Source organism: Arthrobacter sp. ISL-48, assembly GCF_018613805.1.
Classification (GTDB): domain Bacteria; phylum Actinomycetota; class Actinomycetes; order Actinomycetales; family Micrococcaceae; genus Arthrobacter.
On record NZ_JAGGPL010000003.1, the window covers coordinates 162,306 to 184,901 of the forward strand.

18 protein-coding genes are annotated in these 22,596 nt (G+C 65.0%); 5 read left to right on the forward strand and 13 right to left on the reverse strand.

Annotated elements, in window-relative coordinates:
• Positions 1 to 284 precede the first annotated feature (284 nt).
• Positions 285 to 1,199 (forward strand): GerMN domain-containing protein, encoded by a 915-nt coding sequence (locus J7E83_RS04560; protein ID WP_214960941.1) that lies wholly within the window; start codon positions 285 to 287, stop codon positions 1,197 to 1,199.
• A gap of 5 nt (positions 1,200 to 1,204) precedes the next feature.
• Here the strand turns inward: J7E83_RS04560 and J7E83_RS04565 are convergent, their stop codons facing one another.
• The 3 genes from J7E83_RS04565 to hrcA form a co-directional block, all read right to left on the reverse strand.
• Entirely contained in the window at positions 1,205 to 1,987 is a 783-nt protein-coding gene (locus tag J7E83_RS04565) for a 16S rRNA (uracil(1498)-N(3))-methyltransferase (protein ID WP_214959495.1), read from the reverse strand.
• A gap of 2 nt (positions 1,988 to 1,989) precedes the next feature.
• Positions 1,990 to 3,117 (reverse strand): molecular chaperone DnaJ, encoded by a 1,128-nt coding sequence (gene dnaJ, locus J7E83_RS04570; protein WP_214959496.1) that lies wholly within the window; start codon positions 3,115 to 3,117, stop codon positions 1,990 to 1,992.
• Between the two features lie 97 nt (positions 3,118 to 3,214).
• Positions 3,215 to 4,228, reverse strand: coding sequence for a heat-inducible transcriptional repressor HrcA (hrcA, locus tag J7E83_RS04575; RefSeq protein ID WP_214959498.1), 1,014 nt, complete (start codon positions 4,226 to 4,228; stop codon positions 3,215 to 3,217).
• A gap of 202 nt (positions 4,229 to 4,430) precedes the next feature.
• Here hrcA and J7E83_RS04580 point away from each other — a divergent pair, with 202 nt between their 5' ends.
• Positions 4,431 to 5,285 (forward strand): DUF3097 domain-containing protein, encoded by an 855-nt coding sequence (locus tag J7E83_RS04580; protein ID WP_214959500.1) that lies wholly within the window; start codon positions 4,431 to 4,433, stop codon positions 5,283 to 5,285.
• A gap of 152 nt (positions 5,286 to 5,437) precedes the next feature.
• The gene (locus J7E83_RS04585) at positions 5,438 to 5,857 is read left to right on the forward strand and encodes a DUF4870 domain-containing protein (protein ID WP_214959502.1); all 420 of its coding nucleotides are present in this window, start codon (positions 5,438 to 5,440) and stop codon (positions 5,855 to 5,857) included.
• A 69-nt stretch (positions 5,858 to 5,926) separates the two neighbouring features.
• Here the strand turns inward: J7E83_RS04585 and hemW are convergent, their stop codons facing one another.
• Entirely contained in the window at positions 5,927 to 7,156 is a 1,230-nt protein-coding gene (gene hemW, locus J7E83_RS04590; protein WP_214959504.1) for a radical SAM family heme chaperone HemW, read from the reverse strand.
• A 36-nt stretch (positions 7,157 to 7,192) separates the two neighbouring features.
• Complete coding sequence (lepA, locus tag J7E83_RS04595; protein WP_214959506.1) at positions 7,193 to 9,046, reverse strand: translation elongation factor 4; 1,854 nt, start codon at positions 9,044 to 9,046, stop codon at positions 7,193 to 7,195.
• A gap of 260 nt (positions 9,047 to 9,306) precedes the next feature.
• Here lepA and J7E83_RS04600 point away from each other — a divergent pair, with 260 nt between their 5' ends.
• Complete coding sequence (locus tag J7E83_RS04600) at positions 9,307 to 9,909, forward strand: type II toxin-antitoxin system PemK/MazF family toxin (RefSeq protein WP_214959509.1); 603 nt, start codon at positions 9,307 to 9,309, stop codon at positions 9,907 to 9,909.
• A 169-nt stretch (positions 9,910 to 10,078) separates the two neighbouring features.
• Positions 10,079 to 10,339, forward strand: coding sequence for a 30S ribosomal protein S20 (rpsT, locus tag J7E83_RS04605; RefSeq protein ID WP_066291556.1), 261 nt, complete (start codon positions 10,079 to 10,081; stop codon positions 10,337 to 10,339).
• A 95-nt stretch (positions 10,340 to 10,434) separates the two neighbouring features.
• Here rpsT and holA read toward each other — a convergent pair whose 3' ends face one another.
• The 8 genes from holA to J7E83_RS04645 form a co-directional block, all read right to left on the reverse strand.
• Positions 10,435 to 11,460, reverse strand: a complete 1,026-nt coding sequence (holA, locus tag J7E83_RS04610) for a DNA polymerase III subunit delta (RefSeq protein WP_214959511.1) — start codon at positions 11,458 to 11,460, stop codon at positions 10,435 to 10,437.
• The gene (locus J7E83_RS04615; protein WP_251043447.1) at positions 11,385 to 13,319 is read right to left on the reverse strand and encodes a ComEC/Rec2 family competence protein; all 1,935 of its coding nucleotides are present in this window, start codon (positions 13,317 to 13,319) and stop codon (positions 11,385 to 11,387) included. The genes holA and J7E83_RS04615 overlap by 76 nt, the downstream gene beginning before the upstream one ends.
• Before the next feature lie 45 nt (positions 13,320 to 13,364).
• Complete coding sequence (locus tag J7E83_RS04620; RefSeq protein ID WP_214959513.1) at positions 13,365 to 14,279, reverse strand: ComEA family DNA-binding protein; 915 nt, start codon at positions 14,277 to 14,279, stop codon at positions 13,365 to 13,367.
• 48 nt (positions 14,280 to 14,327) lie between these two features.
• The gene (locus tag J7E83_RS04625; protein ID WP_214959515.1) at positions 14,328 to 15,353 is read right to left on the reverse strand and encodes a DegV family protein; all 1,026 of its coding nucleotides are present in this window, start codon (positions 15,351 to 15,353) and stop codon (positions 14,328 to 14,330) included.
• A gap of 55 nt (positions 15,354 to 15,408) precedes the next feature.
• Positions 15,409 to 17,934 carry a leucine--tRNA ligase gene (leuS, locus tag J7E83_RS04630; RefSeq protein ID WP_214960950.1) on the reverse strand — a complete coding sequence of 842 codons (2,526 nt, stop codon included), beginning with the start codon at positions 17,932 to 17,934 and terminating at the stop codon, positions 15,409 to 15,411.
• A gap of 343 nt (positions 17,935 to 18,277) precedes the next feature.
• Positions 18,278 to 19,792, reverse strand: a complete 1,515-nt coding sequence (glpK, locus tag J7E83_RS04635) for a glycerol kinase GlpK (RefSeq protein ID WP_214959517.1) — start codon at positions 19,790 to 19,792, stop codon at positions 18,278 to 18,280.
• 51 nt (positions 19,793 to 19,843) lie between these two features.
• Positions 19,844 to 20,596, reverse strand: a complete 753-nt coding sequence (locus tag J7E83_RS04640; protein ID WP_214959519.1) for an MIP/aquaporin family protein — start codon at positions 20,594 to 20,596, stop codon at positions 19,844 to 19,846.
• Between the two features lie 95 nt (positions 20,597 to 20,691).
• Positions 20,692 to 22,461 (reverse strand): glycerol-3-phosphate dehydrogenase/oxidase, encoded by a 1,770-nt coding sequence (locus J7E83_RS04645; RefSeq protein WP_214959520.1) that lies wholly within the window; start codon positions 22,459 to 22,461, stop codon positions 20,692 to 20,694.
• Between the last annotated feature and the right edge of the window lie 135 nt (positions 22,462 to 22,596).

Genomic DNA, 22,596 nt, shown 5'->3' on the forward strand with positions numbered 1-22,596 from the left:
CCTCCGCGTTCATAACGCAAGCCCGCCCACTCACGACAGAAAGGCCTCCCTCGGAAAGGGTTTCCCGTCTTTTGGTATCAACTTCATATCGGCCTCATATCGTTCCCGTTGCAGTTGCCCGCGAACTCGGAATTGGGGTCCGCCGGCCAACTGCCCTGTGTAATGCTGGAAAGCCAGCAAAAGCTGGAGATCCAGGCCGTCCGGGGACCGGCCCATCACGCTGCAGGAAGGACAGGGCCATCACAGTGCCGGGAAGAGCAACGCCCCCCGCCGCGGGCCGTGCCTTGGGACACGTCCGTACCAAGTGCCTCTTTGGCCTCCTGCCTGTAGTCCTGGTCCTCTCCGGCTGCATCGCGGACCCGGGACCCGGTCCGACAGTAGCCTTGAGCACAGCCGCACCCAGCCGCTCCCCCTCAGCCCCCAGCACGAGCGCACCGCTGGAGACCACCCAGTCGACCAACAAGGCACCCGTCTATTGGATCGGCCGTAGCAACGGCAACGTCTTCCTGTACAGGGAGTTCAGGGACGTACCGGAACAGGAAAACCCGGTCACCCGTGCGCTGCACGCCATGATGTCGGACAAGCCCCTTGATCCGGATTTCTTCACCCCCTGGCAGAACCCCAAGAAACTGGCAACCTCGATCTCCGGCAAGAACGTCATCACCGTGGATGTTTCGGAGGATGCCTTCAACAGCAATCTCGACGGCGATATGGCCACCCGCGCCATCCAGCAACTCGTGTACACGGCCACCGCCGCCGCTGCCAGTTCGGGCCTTATCGATTCCGGCCAGCAGATCCAGGTGGTGGTTCTGGTTGACAGCCACACCGATTACCTCGCGTTCGGCCATGTGCGGCTCGGGGCGCCGATGTCCCGGGCTGCGGGTATGGTCGCACCGGTCTGGATTATCGATCCCCAGGAAGGTGTGGACGTGCCCGGCGGCAGCGTCAAGATCACCGGCCGCAGCACACTTCCAGGCGGCAAGCTGCACTGGCAGATCCTGCAGGCGGAAGCCAACGGCGACAAGAAGCCGTTCCTGACCGGTGAAACCACGGCCGCGGCGGACGCGGCGCAGTCCGGGGTGTTCACTTTGAACCTGACCCTCACGCCTGGCAATTACGAACTGCGGGTTTCCCAAGAAGACGCGTCCGGTGACCAGCAGGACCTGAACGTGGACACCCGCGGCTTCAGCGTCCGGTAGCGCCCCTAACCGGAAGCTGGGGTCCAGCGGCCCAGCACGTCGCTCGCCAGCACCACGGCTGCCGGCCCCGCGGTGGAAGACCGGAGAACGTGGTGGCCCAGGATCGCCGTCACGGCCCCTGCGCCGCAAAGCCGGGTGACTTCGCGCGGGCTGATGCCACCCTCGGGTCCAACAATAAGCAGGACTTCACGGGCACCTGTTGCGGCCCCGGAAATACGCCAGGATTCCAGGACGGAACGCAGCGGCCGCACAGCATCCTCGTGGAGGATGATGGCAAGGTCAGCTGCGGCAACGGCAGCGGCCAGGCTGGCCGTGTCGACGGCGGCCCGCACTTCCGGGATCCAGGCGCGGCGGGCCTGTTTGGCGGCGGCCGTGACCACGGACTGCCACTTGGCGTGCGCCTTCGCCGCGCGCTCTCCCTTCCACCGCACGATGGACCGTTCGGACTGCCACGGTATGACGGCGTCAATGCCCAGTTCAGTGGCCGTTTCGGCCGCCAGTTCATCGCGGTCGCCCTTAGCCAGTGACTGGACGAGGACCAGCCGGATATCGGGCCTCGCCTCCTCTTCCAGCGAGGCGCACTCCACCGTCAGTTCGGCAGGCGACGAAGAAACAACCGTCCCGGTGAGCCTCTTTCCAGCACCGTCCGCGATGTCCACGGATTCACCGGGGCCCAGCCGCTTGACAGTGACCGCGTGCCGGGCCTCCGGCCCGTCCAACACAAACCGGCCGCCGGGGACAACATGGTCCAGGGACCCGGCGGGGCTGAAGAAGACCGGATTGCTCACTGCTAGAGGTTACCGAGCCGGTCCCGGAGCTTGGCGAAGACACCGCCGCTGGCAGCCAGCTTCCCCTCGGTGAACTGTTCGCCGCGCAGCTTCGCCAGCTGCCGCAGGAGGTCCTCTTGTGCTGAATCCAGTTTTGAAGGCGTTTCGACCTGAAGATGGACTTTCAGGTCGCCGCGGCCGTAGCCGCGCAAGTGGGTCACGCCCAGGCCCCTGAGGGTAATGATCTCTCCGGACTGGGTACCCGACTTCACGTCGATCTCCTGCATCCCGTCGAAGGTATCCAGCGTGAGCTCTGTTCCCAGGGCAGCCGCGGTCATTGGAATATTGAGGGTGGCGTGGAGGTCGTCACCGTCGCGGACGTAGGTGGCGTCGTTGTTGACCCGGATTTCGACATAGAGGTCACCGGAGGGGCCTCCTGCCGGACCTGCTTCGCCCTGGCCGGAAAGCTGGATGCGCGTGCCCGTGGCTACACCGGCGGGAACCTTGATGGTCAGGGAACGCCTGCTGCGGATCCGGCCCTGCCCGCTGCATTCGTTGCACGGGTCCTTGATGACCGTTCCGAATCCTTCGCAGGTACCACACGGAGCAGCTGTCATGACCTGGCCCAGGATGGAGCGCACCGCGCGCTGGACCTGTCCGCTTCCGCCGCAGATGTCGCAGCGTTCCGGGTGGGTCCCCTCGCGGCAGCAGGAACCGTTGCAGGTAGGGCAGGTGACGGCCGTATCTACCTCGAGCTTTTTGTTGACGCCGAACACGGCATCCCGGAGCTCGATCCGGACGCTGATGAGCGCGTCCTGTCCACGCCGGACACGCGACGCGGGGCCGGACGATCCACCGGCACCGAAGAAGGTGTCGAAAATATCCTGGAAGGCGAAGCCCTGGCCTGAGTACGCTCCCCCGCCAAAGCCATTGTCCGTACCGTTCTCATTGCCCGTGGTGTCATAGACCCGACGCTTCTGCGGGTCGGAGAGCACCTCGTAGGCGTGGGTCACGGCCTTGAAGCGGTCCGATGCATCATCTCCGGGGTTGACGTCCGGATGAAGAGTGCGGGCCAGCTTGCGGTAGGCCTTCTTGATCTCTTCTCCGGTGGCTTCCGGCGAGACGCCAAGGACGTCGTAGTGGCTGCTCAAAGTTCGTTTCTCTTCCTAGTCGTAGTGCTTGCAGTTGTACTGCCCGCACTGCTCTTCGTGTCTGGATCCTGAATCAGTACCGTCACGGCGTGTGCTGTCACGGACCCAGGATCCTGGAAAGGTAGCGGGCTACTGCCCGGACGGCAGCCATGGTGGTGGGATAGTCCATCCGGGTGGGACCCAGCACGCCGATCTTGGCGGTACTGTCAGGTCCGTAGCCGGTGGCCACAACCGACGCTTCTGCCAGGCCGTCGTAGGGATTTTCACGGCCGATGCTGACGGTCACACCCCTCGGATCCTGCGCCATGTCGCTCAGCAGGCGCAGCATCACCACTTGTTCCTCAAGTGCTTCGAGCACCGGACCGATACTGAGCGGGAAATCCACGTTGGACCTGGCAAGGTTGGCCGTCCCTGCCATGACCATCCGTTCCTCGCGACTGCTGTGGGCCAGGGTTTCAAGCCCGTGCGACAGGGCCTGCGCTGCTTGCCGCTGGCCGGAGCCGACGGCGGACACCACGCCCGGAAGGGACCGCGTGAGCTGGCTCAACGGTGTCCCGGAAAGCGAACCAAGGAACCTGGCGCGCAAGCCCGCGAGGGCTTCGTCGCTGAGTTCCTGGCCGACGTCGATTACCCGCTGTTCCACCTTACCGGTGGTGGCAATAAGAACCACGAGGACCTGCCGCGGCGCCAGGAGCACGAATTCGATGTGCCGGATGGTGGCGCGGCTCAGGTGGGGGTACTGCACAACGGCCACCTGGTTGGTCAGTTGGGATAACAACCTGACTGTACGGTCCAGGACGTCGTCCAGGTCGTCGGACCCCTCCAGCAATGACTGGATGGCCCTCCGTTCCGCCGGCGAGAGCGGTTTTACTGCGGAGATCTGGTCGACAAACAGCCGGTAACCCTTGTCGGTAGGGATGCGTCCTGCGCTCGTGTGGGGCGCAGTGATCAGCCCTTCGTCTTCGAGTGCTGCCATGTCGTTCCGGATGGTGGCGCTGGACACGCCCAGATGGTGGCGTTCGACCAGGGCCTTTGAACCGACAGGCTCACGGGAGTGCACATAGTCCTCCACAATGGCACGCAGTACTTCCAGCTTGCGCGGTTCGCTCACACTCCACCTCCATCTGCGGTCACAGGCCGTCCGCCCACACGGGCGGGAATTCCCTCTTGGCGCACCGCGCTCGTTCCAACACGGCTTAGCACTCGACATGCCTAAGTGCTAACAGTCTAATATGTCTGACCGCGTTGTTAGCATTGGTACCGCTCCGGGCGAACATTCCGGGTCACGATCTAGCGCAAGGCGGAGTCAATCCATGCAGTACCAGAACTGGGGCCCGCAGGAAATTTCCGCCCCCGCCCGAAGCGAACTGCCTGAAGTTCCGGTGGAACGCGGGATGGTGCTGGAGGACGTCCAGTCGGGCTGGGTGGGCGCCGTGACGCGCGTGGAGAAGTCCGGCGGCATGCATGTCGTTGCCCTGGAGGACCGGCGAGGCAAGTCGCGGTCCTTCCGGCTGGGGTTCGGTTTCCTCCTTGAAGGCAGGCCCATCCGGCTCATGCCGCCCGCTCCCCGGCAGGCCGCCGCGGCCGCCTCTACACCAGGGCGGACAGCTTCCGGCTCCGTCCGGGTGGCCGGTCAACGCGCCCAAATCGCCAAAGCGAGCCGAATCTGGGTGGAGGGAAAGCACGACGCCGAACTCGTGGAAAAGGTCTGGGGCGACGACCTCCGGGTGGAAGGCATCGTCGTCGAACCTTTGCATGGAATTGATGACCTGGCGTCCGCTGTCGCCGATTTCGGCCCCGGACCAGGCCGCCGGTTGGGTGTCCTGGTTGACCACCTTGTGCCGGACTCCAAGGAGTCCCGGATTGCCGACACCGTCATGGCCTCCCCCGGCGCTGCCGGGAACGTCCTCATCGTTGGCCACCCCTACGTGGACGTGTGGCAGGCCATTCGCCCGGCGGTGCTTGGCATCGATCAGTGGCCCGTGGTTCCCCGCGGGCAGGACTGGAAGACCGGCATCCTGGCCGCGTTCGGCTGGCCGCACGCCACCAAGGAGGACATTGGTCTGGGCTGGCAGAAACTGCTGGGAGCAGTCCGCAGCTACGCGGATCTGGAGGCATCGCTGCTCGGCAGGGTGGAGGAGGTCATCGACTTCCTGACAGTGCCGTAACCACCCGCGGCAGCGGCTCTTGCAGCTCCTGCTCTGGAACGGTCAAGGCTGCATTCCGGCGCTGAACCAGTATTCTTGGTACTGCGGAGCCTGTTTCACTTCAGTTCGGCACCTCCATTACCAGCACCATTGCACTTTCGAAGGAAGACACCGTGGCAGATAACGCACGTGAACACACGGACAACCAGGGCGGCCCAGGCCGTTCCGAGTACCATGGCGTTCCGGCAAATGCACTGCCACTGACGGCGAGCGAGGACCGCCAGTGGGCCACGCTGGCCCACTTCGGGGGGATCTTGGGCTGCGTCCCGTCCCTGCTGATCTACCTCATCTTCCGCGACCGCGGGCCGTTCACGGCGCAGGAGTCCAAGGAAGCGCTTAATTTCAGCCTGCCGCCCACCATCGCCGCGGTAGTGGCAAACATTCTGGTTTTCATCCCCGTGGTGGGCAACATGTTTGCCGTCATCGCCACTCTGATCTGGATCGCGCTGACCTGCTACTCGGTTGCGGCGGGCATCCACGTGAACCGGGGCCAGCCGCACCGGTATCAGTACAACCTCCGCTGGATTAAGTAGCGGCAGCAAGATGGGCCCCGCCCACAGGGCTCCCTGGCCGAGCTTGCGGGGTTAGGGTGCGGGTGGGGACTAGTCCGGCAGGATCCTGCGGACTACTGCGTCGGCCAGCAGACGGCCCTTGAGGGTCAGATGCAGGCGGCCGTGGAACGCAGCGGGCGCGTCCACCAGACCGTCGGCGATCAGCCCGGCAACAGCATGCCGGCCCTGCTCCCCGAGTGATTCGATGCCAAGGCCAGAAACAAGCCTGGCCTCCAACATGATGCGTTCCACGTTGCGTGTTTCGGCGTCCAGGGTCTCCCTGCCCGCAGCCGGAGACACGGCTTGGGCCAGCCGCCCGGCATACGCTGTCGGATGTTTGACGTTCCACCAGCGCACTCCGCCGACATGGGAATGGGCGCCGGGACCGATGCCCCACCAGTCGTCGCCGCGCCAGTACGCCAGGTTGTGCCTGCACGCCTGCTCCGGTGTCCGCGCCCAGTTGCTGACCTCGTACCAGTCCAGTCCGGCGGCAGAGATGAGCTGGTCCGCGAGTTCGTACTTGGCCGCGTGGTCGTCATCGTCAATGCCTGGCACGTCGCCGCGGCGGATCTGAGCGGCAAGTTTGGTGCCGTCCTCCACGATCAGCGCGTAGGCGCTGATGTGGTCCGGCTCATAGGACAGGGCCGTCTCCAGCGAATACCGCCAGTCGTCCAGCGATTCCCCGGGCGTGCCATAGATGAGGTCCAGGCTCACGGCCAGGCCGGCGTCCCGTGCCCATTGCACCACCTGAGGTACCCGGCTGGGGGTATGGGTACGGTCCAGGACCTTCAGGACATGCGGAACGGCTGACTGCATGCCAAAGGACACCCTGGTGAAACCAGCGTCCTTGAGCAGCGCGAGGGATTCGGGGGTTACGGAATCCGGGTTGGCCTCGGTGGTCACTTCGGCCCCCGGCTCAATCCCCCACTCGTCGATGGCAGCGCCGAGAATACGCGCCAGGTCCTCCGCCGGAAGAAGCGTCGGCGTGCCGCCGCCGAAGAACACCGTGCGCAGCGGGCGGGGCGGCAGGCCGGATGCCTTAAGCGCCCGCGCGGCCAGCTTCACTTCGGAGACGGCGGTGCTGGCATAGGCGTCCTGAGAAGCTCCGCCGCCCAGTTCCGTGGCGGTGTACGTGTTGAAATCGCAGTAACCGCACCGGACCGCACAGAACGGAATATGAACGTACAGACCAAAGGCCCGGTCCGCCGCACCGTCTACTACCTGCGGAGGCAGCAGACCGTTCGACGGCGCCGGGTCGCCGAGGGGAAGAACGCTAGGCACTGGTGCGGCCTCCGGTGGTTCCGGCCACGGTCATCACTACTTCTTGGCCTTGTCCTTGGACTCGTCCGTGGTCAGGGCGGCAATGAAGGCCTCCTGCGGAACCTCCACGCGGCCCACCATCTTCATGCGCTTCTTGCCTTCCTTCTGCTTTTCCAGAAGTTTGCGCTTACGGGTGATGTCACCGCCGTAGCACTTGGCCAGCACATCCTTGCGGATGGCCCTGATGCTTTCGCGGGCGATAATCCTGGAGCCGATGGCTGCCTGGATCGGGACTTCGAACTGCTGCCTCGGGATGAGTTCACGCAGCTTGCCGGTCATCATGACGCCGTACGCATACGCCTTGTCGCGGTGCGTGATGGCAGAGAAGGCATCAACCTGCTCGCCTTGAAGCATGATGTCCACCTTGACGAGGTCCGCAACCTGGTCGCCGTCGGCCTTCCAGTCCAGCGAGCCATAGCCGCGTGTCTTGGACTTGAGGATGTCAAAGAAGTCGAAAACGATTTCGGCCAACGGCAGGCGGTACCGAATTTCCACCCGGTCCTCGGAGAGGTAATCCATGCCGCCCATCACGCCGCGCCGGCTCTGGCACAGCTCCATGATTGCCCCGACGAACTCGTTGGGCGCGAGGATGGTGGCGGAAACCATGGGTTCCCGGACCTCTGCAACTTTGCCCGTGGGGTATTCGCTGGGGTTGGTGACGTGGACGACCTTCTTGTCCTCCAGGGTCACCTCGTATTCCACGTTGGGGGCCGTGGAAATCAAGTCCAGGTTGTATTCGCGTTCCAGTCGCTCGCGGGTGATTTCCAGGTGCAGCAGGCCCAGGAAGCCGACGCGGAATCCGAAGCCCAGCGCCGCCGATGTCTCGGGCTCGTACACCAGCGCCGCATCGTTGAGCATGAGTTTCTCCAGCGCATCACGGAGTACCGGGTAGTCCGTGCCGTCCAAGGGATAAAGGCCGGAGAAGACCATGGGCTTGGCGTCCGCGTAGCCACTCAATGACTGTGCGGCAGGCTTGGCCAGATTCGTCACCGTGTCGCCGACCTTGGACTGGCGGACGTCCTTCACGCCGGTAATGAGGTAGCCGACCTCGCCGACGCCCAGTCCCTTGGATGGGGTTGGCTCCGGTGAGCTGACACCGATTTCCAGGAGCTCGTGCGTGGCACGGGTGGACATCATCTGGATTTTCTCGCGGGGGTGCAGCATGCCGTCGACCACCCGGACGTAGGTGACCACGCCACGGTAGGTGTCGTAGACGGAGTCAAAGATCATGGCGCGGGCCGGAGCATCAGGGTTGCCCACGGGCGCTGGAAGGTCGCGCACGATCTTGTCGAGCAGGACCTCGACGCCGGCCCCTGTCTTGCCGGAGACGCGAAGCACGTCGTCGGGATCTCCGCCGATCAGGTTGGCAAGTTCAGCCGCGTACTTTTCGGGCTGGGCGGCCGGGAGGTCGATTTTATTGAGGACCGGGATGATGGTGAGGTTGTTTTCCATCGCCAGGTAGAGGTTGGCCAGCGTCTGGGCCTCGATGCCCTGGGCAGCGTCTACCAGCAGCACGGCGCCTTCACAGGCTGCCAGCGAACGGGAGACTTCGTAGGTGAAGTCAACGTGCCCAGGGGTGTCGATCATGTTCAGTGCGTAGCTGGTGCCGTCCAGTTCCCAGGGCATACGGACAGCCTGGGACTTGATGGTGATGCCGCGTTCGCGCTCAATGTCCATGCGGTCCAGGTACTGGGCCTTCATGTCGCGGGACTGAACGACCCCGGTGAACTGCAGCATCCTGTCGGCCAGGGTGGACTTACCGTGGTCAATGTGCGCGATGATGCAGAAATTCCGGATGATGGCCGGATCTGTCGCGGCGGGCACCGGGGCGGTGCGGGCCATGGGAGACACGCAGGGTCCTTACTGTTGGCATTCACTGATGGCTTCATGCAGCCGGGCAGGACACAGCGAAGGCACCCTGCGGAACGACCGCACATGTGGAACCTCCAGTGTCCCACGTCCGGGCGGATCGCACTGCATTCGGCGGGCAACTCACTGCGCCGTTGCCACCGCACCGTTTTCGCTCCCCATCACAGGAGCGTCCGCCTTGCGTGGGCCGCAGGCCGGGGCTGACGACCGGAGCCGGACGGGGCCGGCGATAGGGTTGCCCCATGTCAATAAACTTCCGCTCACTGGCCAGCGCAGTCCGGACGTCCCTTCGGGTCCTGCAAGGGTTCTGGTCGGGCACTTCCCGTTCTCCGGGAACCGCAGAAAAAGGCGGCGCACGGGCCGGAACCAAAGTGCCTCAGCGTCCTGCCCCGCAGCAGCGGGCTCCCGGCGCTTCTTCCCGGCCTTCAGCGCGGACCGACCCTGCCGCGTATCCCGGAGACTTCACAGGCGTCGCGACTGTCCGCTACGCGCCCCAGCCCGACGGCGAGCCGGACCCCGGCGAGGTGGTGTGGACGTGGGTGCCGTACGAGGAAGACCCTGCGCTCGGAAAGGACCGTCCGGTCCTGGTGATCGGACACAACGGGCCTTACCTGCTGGGGCTGATGCTCACGAGCAAGGACCACAACCAGGACCGCAACGGACGCAGTGACTATGTGGATATCGGAACGGGAGGCTGGGACCGCCAATTACGGCCGAGTGAAGCAAAGCTCGGAAGGATCCTTCAGGTAAACCCCGACAATATCCGGCGCGAGGGCGCAGTGCTGGACCGGGCCCATTTTGACCTGGTCGCCGAGGGACTCCGCCGCCGACACGGCTGGAAGTAGCCTGCCAAATGGCCAGCCTGTGGACCAATCTGCTATTCTTTATAGCTGTGTGTCCGTGCAGGTCGACGGCCACTGATGGTTGGCCGCCATAGGTATCCCCACGCCGCTCAGTCAATGGCCAATCTGAAAGCCCTCTAGACCATTTCCGCATTAAAAAGAGAGTTCACACGTGGCGAATATCAAGTCCCAGAAGAAGCGCATCCTCACCAACGAGAAGGCACGCCTGCGCAACAACGCAGTCAAGTCTGAGCTGAAGACGGCCATCCGCGCCGTCAACACCGCCGTTGAGTCCACCGACAAGGATGCAGCTGCTGTTGCCCTGGTTGCTGCCAGCCGCAAGCTGGACAAGGCTGTCAGCAAGGGTGTTCTGCACAAGAACAACGCAGCGAACCGCAAGTCGGCGATCTCCAAGAAGGTCAACGCACTGTAAGGTTTCCAGTTCGCTTGAACTGATGGTTGTGGCCGGCACCCCGGGGTGCCGGCCACACATCTTTAAACCGGCGGGTAGCCGGTGGCTTGCAGGGGTCAGCGTCCCTGGACGGACATGGCAATAACCGTCACAGCATGCTCCACGGCGTAGACCGGATCCCGGGAGAGGCCCTTGACCTGGGCGTCAGCTTCGGCGGTGGCCTGAATCGAGCGGACCAGCCCGTCCGGCGTCCACCTGCGGACGTCACGCTGGGCCTGTTCAACGAGCCAGGGCTGCATTCCCAGGTCCCGGGCAATCTGGGCCGGGGAGCCCTTGGCGCCGGCCACTTTGGCCACCGTCCGTAGCTTTGCTGCCAGAGCTGCCACGAGCGGAACGGGATCGGCTCCGGTTGCCAGGGCATGGCGAAGCATGGAGAGCGCGGCAGGCCCGTTTCCCGCCATCGCTGCATCCGCGACCTTGAACGCCGTGGCTTCGATCCGGCCACCGTAATAGCTGTCCACCAGCTCCGGCGTCACGGGTCCGCTGGCATCTGCGATCAGCTGGCTGCAGGCCGCCGCAAGTTCCGAAAGGTTGGCGCCGACGGCGTTGACCAGCGACTGCACTGCATCGGAATTGATCTTCCGGCCGGCAGCCCTGAATTCGGCAGCGACGAAGGCCGCCTTGTCGGCGTCCTTTTTCAATGGCTGGCAGTCAACCAGGGGCCAGCCGCCGGCCTTGACCGCGTCGAGGAGTTTTTTGCCGCGGACTCCCCCGGCGTGGCGGAGGACCAGGACGGCGTCCGGCTCCGGCCGCTCCAGGTAGGCGAGGGCATCAGCCAGGAAGGCGTCATTCATGGTTTCAAGGCCTTCGACCTCGATCAGCTTGCTCTCGCCGAACAGGGAGGGGCTGATGTTCATGGCGAGTGTCCCGGCCTCGTAGCTGCCGGCGTTCAACCGGGTGACCTCGACGTCGGGGGAAGCCGCACGCACCAGCGACCTGACACGGTCCATGGTCCTGATGCCGAGGTATTCCTCCGGCCCGCTGACCAGGACAACGCCGGCAGGGGCTACGTCCCGCCAGGTGGCGGTGTTGGCAGTGTTGGACGCAGATGTCCGGTTTCGCGTGGTTGGCGCAGCGGCCATTCTGCATTCCTCCTGGAAGTGTTGGTGCGGTATCCAAGCCTGCCACGGCCGACCCGTGGCACAAAGCCGTGCCGGGCGCGCGGCCTGCGCCCTGCCCGGTATCCCAGTATGTGCCGTTCCGCCAGCATAAGGAATTCCTCGATGCGGCGGTGCAGCCCTTGAGCCAGGTCAAGGCTCTGCCGCGGCCGGAGAGCCATCCGGACGACAACCAAAGTAAGCGCGGACAACAGCACCATGGTGAGAAGTCCGTAGACCCCCTCAGTCCAGGGCAGCGAGGCCCCCGGGAGGGCGGCCATGAACCTGGCGACCCCGGCTACCCCCGCGCTGAAGGTGCCTGCCACGGCGATCAGAACGACGGCGGCCCAGGGCGCAAGGACCACCAGTGGCACCGCTGCCGTGCCGAGCAGCGTAACGGGTGCAACCAGCGGTGCGGCCACCACATTCGCCAGCAGGGAATAGGCCGAAAATTGTGGCTGCAGAAGCACAATGACCGGGCCGCACAGCAGTTGGGCGGACAACGGCACGGCGAAAGCGGCCGCCACCCAGCGCGGAACGACGGCCGGGGTCCAGTCGACCATCCGTTGTCCGAGGACGATGATTCCGAGGGTTGCCAGCACTGACAGCAGGAACCCGAAGCTGGTCCCCAGCCCGGGATCATAGAGGAGCAGGCCGATCACAGCCAGGCAGAGGAAGCTGAGGCCGCGGCCGGACCGGCCGCCCGCCAGCGACCCGAGGGCGATCGAGCCCATCAGGGCCGCACGCAGGACGCTGGCATCCGGCCCGACCATGAGCACAAACAACCCCAGACCGCCCAGCGCCAGCGCGGCTGCCGGCACTCTCGGCAACCGCAGGCTGCGGGCCGCCAACAGCAGGGCGCCCAGTACAAGGCTGCAGTTTGCCCCGCTCACCGCAGTCAAGTGGGTCATCCCAACACTTTTCATTGCCGCGTTCAATCCCTCGTCCAGGGCGCTCGTGTCGCCCGTGACCATGCCGGGCAGCAGGCCGCGGGCGTCAGGTGCGAGGAAGGAGGAAGCGGCCACGTAGCCACCGCGAAGGTCCTTGGCGCCAGCCTGCCAGCCGGAGGCGCCCGAAAGGATCATAGGGGCTGATGCCGCCAGAACCCCGGCCTCGGTCTGCCCTGCGTCCGAGGGCTTCAGCTTGCCCGTGGCCCGGACCACCTGGCCCGGCACCAGCTCCCCCCAGGCGCCCCCGCCCATCACCAGCAACTGCGCGCCGGCATGGATGACGTTCCCGTCCGCTATGACCTCCACGGTGACGACAGTCGCCGACCAACGATCCGGCATCCCTGCGTGCCCGGATGGTGAAACGGAGCGGGGAGATCCGGCAACTTCAAGGACGGCGACGACTGACTTTCCCGACGAGACAGCCTCCGCGAAAGGACCATCGTGCCGCTGGGACGACGAAACGGCTGAGTGTGCTGCGGCAGCCACGGCCAGCATCAAAGCGACGGAGCTGGTCATCAGCAGGCTTCGCCGGCCACGGGCGCCACTGGCCACAAGCAGAACGGCGACAAGTGCGAGGCCGCAGCACAACGCCACCAGCGCAGCCGGCGTCAGCCACACTCCCGCAATAGCTGCGCTCCACACCAGCAGCGCAGGGAGGGCCAGCCTCACATCTGTCCGGCGTTGCGGGGCATTAACCCGCGCTGCCTTGGGCTCCTGGCTGCGCAGCATCTTCCCGAAACGTTCGCGCACCATTACCCCGGCCTGATACGTCGAGCCGGGCAGGCCAGCGTCGTCCGGCCCGTCCGCTTTGAGGCCGTCACTGCCGGAGCCGGATCCGTCATGCTTCCGTACCGCCGACTCCACATAGCGGCTCCAGGGACTGTGGCTGCTCAATTCTCCACCTGCCCGCTGGCTTCTGCCTTCACTGGGGACCTCACGTCAGACCCCCAGCAAGGGAAGCAGCGTCTCGAGCATCTTCGGCCCGACACCGTCCACCGCATCAAGCTCCTCCACTGTTTTGAACGGCCCGTGTTCCTTCCGCCAGTCCACGATGCGCTGGGCCAGGACCGGACCCACCTTGGGCAGCGCGTCAAGTTCTTCCATGCTGGCAGTGTTGAGATTGGTCTTGCCGCCGGCAGCCGCGGCAGAACCCCCCAGGCCCTCGCCACTCCCGGATGCGCCTGATGACGCTCCTGAGGAATCGGGCGGCAGGAACTCACCCGGCAGCGGGACATAGACCTTCTGGCCATCCAGCACCACCGCTGCAAGGTTGAGGCGGTTCAGATCCGCCGTCGGAGTGCTCCCGCCGGCAGCTGCGACGGCCTCGTGCACCCGGCTCCCGGAGGGCAATTGCACGACGCCTGGCCTGGCCACTGCACCTGCGACATGGACAACAATGCCGGCCGCCACACCCGGTGATCCTTCGGATTGACCTGGATCTGCGGGCTCCGGCCCCGCGGGCTCCCCGGCCGCCGACGGGGCGCCGGACGACGTGACATCGCTCAGCGGAACCACCTCCGGCCGGCCCGCGGAGACCTGCCACCAGAACCAGGCGCCAGCCGCGACTGCAACGATGCCTATGAGAACGGCAACCCGACGACCAAGACGCCATCTCAGGGCTGGCCCAACGCGGCCCGCGCCAGGAAGCGGCGGCCCGGGGTTGCCGTCAGCGCGATCCTTCCCGCCCAGGCCTTCGCTCCCACCAACCTGGTCTCCGCCGTCGTACTGGAAAGCCTCCCCGCCCCTGTCCGAAAGAAGTGCCGTTCGGGGCCCGTCCCCCAGAGTGGCCTGAAGCCGGTCCCTGGCATGGCGCGCCCCGTGACGTGTAGCTGTTCCAGCGTCCAGACGTGACATATCCCCACGCTAGGCAGGCAGCGCCCGAAGTGGCAGGGCCGGCATTCGCTATGTGGAAAGCCCCGGCAGGTCCACCGCATCAGCGGGTGGAACGCTTTCCCCCAATATGCCGCTCTCGCCTACGATCACGGCCAGCACCCCCAGCCCGGCATGCGCGGCGAGGACGGCCGGCAACGAACTGATCTGGGCCGGCGGGCAATGGGGCATCGCAGCGGCCAGCCTTCCCGCGAGCCCTTCCGCCTCTGCAGGGTTGCCGAAGTGATGGACCGCAAGGAGGGCCTTGCCGTCCGGGCGGGAGGCTGCGTCGGCGGCCGCTATTTCCTCCAGCCGGGCTACGGCCCTGGCTGCTGAGCGGACCTTTTCGAGCGGCACGATCTTGCCGCCGTCGACGGCCAGGATCGGCTTGATCGAGAACATGGTTCCGAGCAGGGACGCAGCGGCCCCGACTCTTCCGCCGCGGCGGAGTTGTTCAAGGCTGGGAACATAGAAGTACACCTTGGTCCGTGCCAGCTGTTCCTCGGCGACGGCGCGGACGCCGGCTGCGTCCTGGCCGGCAGCGGCGGCCACGACGGCCGCCTGCACTCCCATCCCCTGGGCCATACCCACCGTCCCGGAATCGACGACCTCAACACTGATGCCCACCTTGCCGGCGGCCAGCCTTGCCGCATCGGCGGTCCCGGACAGTCCGCCGGAGATATGGATGGACACCACAGCTTCGTAACCCCGGCGCTCGGCAGCCAGAAACGCCTGCTCAAACTGGCCCGGCGATGGCCGGGAGGTCTTGACCGGGGTGCCGGCCGCCAAGGCCAAAGCAATGGTTTGGGTGATGTCGTCCTCACCCTCGCCGTAGATTTCCTCGCCCACCATCACGGGCATGGGAATCACGGTCAGCCGGCCATCGCCGGAGAATGCCCTCACCCAGTCAGCCGGCAACGCGGCCGCGGAGTCGGTCACGACGGCCGCGCGGACGACCGGGGAAGGCACGCCAGCGGAGGTGCCTGGCCGCGGTGCCAGACGGAGGGCAGCAAGACGGCCCCGAAGCCAGAGCCAGGCAGCGGCATCACGGTCGGGCAAGCGTGCCTCCTGGAATCATGGGGGGCCGCCGGAAAGGCCCGGCGGCCCGAACCGGCTATGCCGGGACGATGTTCACCAGTTTAGGCACGCGGACGATCACCGTGCGGATGCCGCGGCCGTCAAGTGCACGCTGGACATTTTCCGAGCCCAGCGCAAGCTCGCGGAGCCGGTCCTCGCTGATGTCAGGCGCGACCTCCAGGCGGTCCCTGACTTTGCCCTGCACCTGAACGACAGCTGTGACGGTGGCCTGGACCAGCAGGGACTCGTCGTGCGCAGGCCAGCCCGCGTTGGCGACGGAGGCTTGATGGCCCAGGATATTCCACATGTCCTCCGCCGTGTAGGGCGCAAAGAGGCTGAGGATGACGGCGACCGCCTCCGCGGCCTCCCGTACGGCCGGGTCCGCAGCGCCCGCGCCGGAGTCAATGGCCTTGCGGGTTGCATTGACGAGTTCCATGAGCTTGGCCACCACAACGTTGAACTTGTTGTGGTTCAGCAGCTCCGCCGCATCCGCGATGGTCCGGTGCGTCACAGACCTCAGCGCGCGGTCACCGGCAGTGAAGTCGGCTCCGGGGAGGCTGGCCACGTCCTGGGCCAGGCGCCATGCCCGTGCCAGGAACTTCGCAGAGCCCGACGGCGAGACGTCCGCCCAGTCCACGTCATCCTCTGGCGGGGAGGCGAAGATCATAGTCAGGCGCACGGCGTCCACACCATACTTATCGAGCTGTTCGCCAAGGTCCACGCCGTTGCCCAGCGACTTGCTCATGGCTTTGCCGCCATTGAGGACCTGGCCCTGGTTCAGGAGTGCACTAAAAGGCTCATCAGTGTCGATCATGCCCAGGTCGTGGATGACCTTGGTAAAGAACCGTGCGTAGAGCAGGTGCAGGATGGCGTGCTCCACGCCGCCCACGTACTGCCCCACCGGCATCCAGTCGTTGATCTTCTCGGGATCGAAGGGACCTTCGGTGTACTGGGGCGAAACAAACCGCAGGAAGTACCAGGACGAGTCAACAAACGTATCCATTGTGTCGGTGTCGCGCTTGGCAGGACCGTGGCAGTTGGGGCACGCAACGTTGACCCAGGCTTCGGCAGCCGCCAGAGGCGACGTGCCTTTCGGAGACAGGTCTTCGCCGCGCAGGTCCGCCGGCAGGGTGACGGGCAGCTCGTCGTCAGGCACCGGCACTTCGCCGCAGTCAGGGCAGTGAATGATCGGGATGGGCGTCCCCCAGAACCGCTGGCGGCTCAGCAGCCAGTCCCGCAGGCGGAAGTTGACGAACTTTTCGCCCGTTCCCTGCTTTTCCAGGATGTCGATCGCCGCCGGAATGGCCTCCGCCTTGAGCAGGCCGTCCAGGACGCCGGAGTTGATCAGGGTACCCTCCCCTGCTGTGGCCGTGCCTGAGACGGCGGGGTCCTCCTCGCCGGTGTCCAGTACGGCTCGGACGGGCAGGTCGAAGGTCTTCGCGAAATCGAGGTCGCGCTGGTCGTGCGCCGGAACGGCCATGATGGCCCCGGTGCCGTAGTCGGCCAGCACGTAGTCGGCAGCCCACACGGGCAGCTTCTCGCCGTTCAGCGGATTGACGGCGTACCTGCCGGTGAACACACCTGTCTTTTCGCGCTCAGTGGACTGGCGTTCGATTTCGGTCAGCGCCTTGACCTGTTCGCGGTAGGCATCCAGGGCAGCCCTGTGCTCGTCCGTGACCAGCTCAGCCGCCAGCGGCGCATCGGCGGCCACGACGAAGAATGTGGCGCCGTAGAGGGTGTCCGGGCGCGTGGTGAAGACGGTGACGTCCTTGGCGGGCCTGCCGCCGTCGGCCTCGATCACAAAGCTGACGTGCGCGCCTTCGGAGCGGCCGATCCAGTTCTTCTGCATGGCCAGGACACGTTCGGGCCAGTGTCCGCGCAGCTCGTCCATGTCATCCAGCAGCCTGTCGGCGTACTCGGTGATCTTGAAATACCACTGGTTCAGTGACTTCTTGGTGACAGGGGTGCCGCAACGCTCGCAGGCGCCGTTGACCACTTGCTCGTTCGCCAGCACCGTCTGGTCCTTCGGGCACCAGTTGACCGGGGAATCCTTGCGGTAGGCCAGGCCGCGCTCGTAGAAACGCTTGAACAGCCACTGGGTCCAGCGGTAGTAGCCGGGGTCGGAGGTGTGGAGCCGGCGGGACCAGTCCGCCGAAATCGCGTACCGCTTGAAGGACGCGGCCTGCGTATCGATGTTGGCGTAGGTCCACTCGCTGGGGTGCGCATTGCGTTTGATGGCGGCGTTCTCGGCAGGCAGGCCAAAGGAGTCCCAGCCAATCGGGTGCAGCACGTCATAGCCCTGCTGGCGCAGGTACCGCGCCACCACATCACCCATGGCAAAAGCCTCGGCGTGGCCCATATGGAGGTCACCGGATGGGTACGGGAACATGTCCAGCACATAACGGCGCTCGCGGGACCCGTCATCAACGGGGGTGAAGACCTTCAGGTCTTCCCATACCTGTGGCCATTTGGCCTCCATCGCGGCGAAGCTGTAGGTGCCTTCCTCAGGACCGCCCGCTGCCACTGCTGATGTTCCGGTTTCTGTCTCCGGCTGAACGCTCACTGCTGCCCTCTTCTGTTCTGTCATCGCATCGGTGCTGCCATGACGGTCTGATCCTCCTGCCGCTGGCCGTAAACAGGCCCGGACACACAAAAGCCCCTCTCCATGGAGGGGCGGCCGCACGGCGATCCGTTTGTTTCCGGATACCGGGCGGCTAGCTAAGCAGAAGGATCGCACGCATAGGACTACTTTAGCGCACCGGTCCCTTCACATAAACGTAAGTCGCCACGAGCGGCTGGATAGGACGGGTATTCGACGAGAGGGGCCGGTGACTCCCCGCCATGGTGTGGTGGGCACCGCGAAGCGGGCGGGCGGGAGTCACCGGCCCCTCTCATTCAACCCGGGACTATTTCACGTCCTCGTCGACCCAATCCATGGACTTGGTGACTGCCTTCTTCCACAGCCGCATCTGGCGGTCCTGCTCTGCCTGGTCCATCTTTGGTTCCCACCGCTTGTCCTCGGACCAGTTAGCGGAGAGTTCCCCCAGGTCCTTCCAGAAGCCGACGGCGAGACCCGCGGCGTAGGCCGCACCCAGTGAGGTGGTTTCCACAACCTTGGGCCGGATCACCGGAACACCAAGGATGTCCGCCTGGAACTGCATCAGGGCATCGTTAGCGACCATGCCGCCGTCGACCTTCAACTCTGTCAGCGGAACGCCTGAGTCTGCGTTGACCGCATCCAGCACCTCCCGCGTCTGGAACGCCGTGGCCTCAAGTGCTGCGCGGGCGATGTGGTTCTTGTTGACGAACCGGGTGAGGCCGACGATGGCCCCGCGGGCGTCCGAGCGCCAGTACGGCGCAAACAGGCCGGAGAACGCCGGAACAATATACACGCCGCCGTTGTCCTTGACTGAGGCCGCCAATGATTCCACCTCGGGTGCGCTGCTGATCATGCCCAGGTTGTCGCGCAGCCACTGGATCAGGGAACCAGTGACCGCGATGGAGCCTTCCAGCGCGTAGTGCGGTGCTGCGTCGCCCAGTTTGTACCCCACTGTGGTCAGCAGGCCGTTCTTGGAGTGGACGATTTCCTCACCGGTGTTGAAGATCAGGAAGCAGCCTGTCCCGTACGTATTCTTCGCTTCGCCGGTCTCGAACGCAGCCTGGCCGAAGGTCGCGGCCTGCTGGTCACCGAGGATGCCCGCCACGGGAACCTCGCGCAGCAGCTGCGAGGTGTGGACGGTCCCATAGACCTCCGAAGAGGACTTGATTGCGGGCATCATGCTGAGCGGCACTCCGAAGATCCCCAGGATCTCCTCGTCCCAGCTCAGGGTCTCCAGGTCCATGAACAGGGTGCGGGAGGCGTTGGTGACGTCCGTGACGTGCACGCCGCCGTCAACACCGCCCGTCAGGTTCCAGAGAACCCATGCATCGGTATTGCCGAACACCAGGTCACCGGCTTCCGCTTTTGCCCGGGCGCCCTCGACGTTGTCCAGGATCCATTTGATCTTGGTGCCCGAGAAGTACGTGGCTAGCGGAAGGCCCACCTTCTGCTTGAACCGCTCCGGGCCGCCGTCCCTGGACAGCTCATCCACGATGTCCTGCGTCCGGGTGTCCTGCCACACGATCGCGTTGTAGACGGCTTCACCTGTGGTCTTGTCCCACACGACGGCCGTTTCGCGCTGGTTGGTGATGCCGACGGCGGCAATATCGTGCCGGGTCAGGTTCGCCTTGGACAGGGCTGAGGCGATGACCTCACGGGTGTTGTTCCAGATCTCGGCGGGGTCGTGCTCCACCCAGCCTGCCTGCGGAAAGATCTGCTCATGCTCCATCTGGCCGGAGGACACGATGTTGCCGCTGTGGTCAAAGATGATGGCCCTGGAACTGGTGGTGCCCTGATCGATGGCGATTACGTACTGGTTCATGATGATGACGTCCTTGTCTGTATGCAGGGATGGTTGTTCGAAGAGGATCGGTCAGGAGGCGGCAGCTGCGGCGATGATGGGAACGATCCTGGCGACAACCCCGCCCAGGGCGCCACCAACGAGCGGACCGACCACAGGGATCCAGGAATAGCCCCAGTCGCTCGATCCCTTTCCCCTGATGGGAAGCAGGGCATGCGCGATCCGGGGGCCCAGGTCACGGGCCGGGTTAATGGCGTAGCCGGTCGGCCCACCGAGGGACACGCCGATGCCAACCACCAGCAGGGCAACCGCCAGCGGGCCCAGGCCGGAGGGTGTTCCACCGAAGGTCAGGATGACGAACACAAGGACAAAGGTGCCGATAACCTCGGTGGCCACGTTCCAGGGTGCGGAACGGATGGCCGGACCGGTGGAGAAGACAGCCAGCTTGCTGGCGACCTCAGGCTCGGCGTCGAAGTGCTGCTTGTAGGCAGCCCAGCAGACCACCGCACCAAGAAACGCGCCCAGCAACTCGCCACCGAAATAGGTCAGCGTGGAGACTGCGTCGACGGGGACGCCCGTGGCATACTCGGCCTTGCCGTTAACCAGCAGGCCCAGCGTGACGGCCGGATTCAGGTGTGCACCGGACTTGGCGGCCACGAAAACACCCGCGAAGACGGCGATGCCCCATCCCCAGGTGACCATCAGGAATCCGCCACTGTTGCCTTTCGTCCCCCTCAGCGCAACGTTGGCCACGACGCCGCAACCCAGGAGGGTGAGCATCGCTGTTCCGAACACTTCGGAAAGGAATACAATTCCAAGAGACATCTTTGACTCCTCTATTTTCTGTTGTCAGTCCTTCGCGGGTTGAAGGACCGTTTGGCCGGAAGCGCGTTGACGCCCCCGGCCGCCAGCCTGGTCCGCTAAACGACCAGACTGTGGATCTGTACGCGGTGGAAGCGCTCGAGCACTTCCTGCGCGCGGTGGATTTCCGCAGCCTTGGCGGCCGCATCCCAGCCCAGTGGTGCGGCCAATACATCGGAAATCTCGTGAAGCAGTTCGCCAGTCACCAGGCCCCTGAACGCGAGAGAGGTCCGGCGGACCAGGACATCGATCAGATGCCCGATCTGCTCGTGCCCCGCCATGAATTCCAGCTCACGGACGCTGAGTTCGCGGGTGGAGCGCAGGAGCCGGTCCGGGCCCGCGTCGAGGTAACTGATGACCTCCTCCGCCCGGGTACCGTAGCGGGTCAGGAGGACAGCGGTCCGGTCAGCATCCCGTCCGGCCGACATATGCGCCTTGATCCACTTCTGGACACCGGCCTCGTCCGCCGGGAAGCCGGCACCGCCGCCGATGGCGAGCTTCGCCGTCGAGACCTTCCGGGGCGTGCCAAGTTCGGCGAGGACGTCGTTTGTCATGTGCTCTGCCAGCGCCCGGAAGGTGGTCCATTTGCCGCCGACCAGGCTGAGTACGACGGCGGCGCCCGCTCCGGGTGCCCCGGCCAGGGGTGTGTGGCGCTCGATCCGGTAGTCGCGGGAGACGAATCCGGGCTGAGTCGCGTCGTGCCTGGGCAGCGGACGCACGCCGGAGAAGGTGTAGACAATCTGGTCCCGCTGCACGGTGATGGCGGGGAACACATGGCCGATCAGGTCAAAGAAGTAGTCGATTTCCTCGTCCGTGCAGACGGCGTCCTTGGACATGTCCGCGTCAACGTCGGTGGTGCCCACCAGGACCCGGTCCCCCATGGGGTAGATCAGGACGATCCGGCCGTCCGTGTGTTCGAAGAAGATTTCCCTGCCCTGGCATGCCTCAAGGAGCCCGGGGTGGTCCAGGACGATGTGGGAGCCCTTGGTTCCGCCCATGAACGCTGATGCGGTGCCTAAGGCCTGGTTGGTGAGATCCACCCAGGCACCCGTGGTGTTGACGATGACATCGGCGGTGAAATCGAACAGCTCACCGGTCAGCTCGTCGCGGAGCTGGACGGTGCTGCCTGTTCCGGTATTGGAAACGCCAGTCACCGATTGGACCGACAGGTAGTTGCTGGCGCGGGCGGTGCCGCTCCCCGGTCCGGTGCCGTTCGCCTTGCCGGCCCTTTCGCCGTCCTGGAGGACATCGAGGGTGAGCCTTTCAGGATTGTGCACGGAGGCGTCGAAGTAGGTGGCCGCGTATTTGATGCCGGGGTGGAGCATCGGAAGTTCCACGAGTGCCCGTTTGCGGCCGGCGAACTTGTGCCGCGGCACGCTGCCGCCGTCCCGGGAGAACGAGTCGTACATGCTTAGGCCCAGCTTGATGAGGAAGGCGCCCCGTTCCTTGGGCTTGCCCTGCTGCTTGTGGGTCAGGAACCGCAGGGGCGCGGAGAGCACGCCGGAGAAGGTGCTGAAAATGGGGATGGTGGTCTGGAGTGGCTTCACATAATGCGGCGCGATGCGCAGCAGGCGGTTCCGCTCGACGACCGACTCCTGGACCAGGCGGAACTCGCCGTTCTCCAGGTAGCGGATTCCGCCGTGGATCATGTGGGACGAAGCACCGCTGGCGCCCTGGCAGTAGTCTCCCCGTTCTACGAGGGCCACGTCCACTCCCTGCAGTGCGAGGTCGCGAAAAGTCCCCACGCCGTTGATTCCGCCACCGATAACCAACACCTTGGCGTGGGGGCGCCGCCGCAGGCCCTGCACTGAAGTGCGGGCCAAAGGCATGTGTGCTGAAGTGGCCCGATTATGGCCGGATGAATCCTTGAGTCCCAAAACAACTCCCTTGGGTTTGGTCCTTTGCAGCCACCATTGCAGGTCAACCGCGGTTCTTCAACTATTCTTTGGAGTAATGGAAAATGG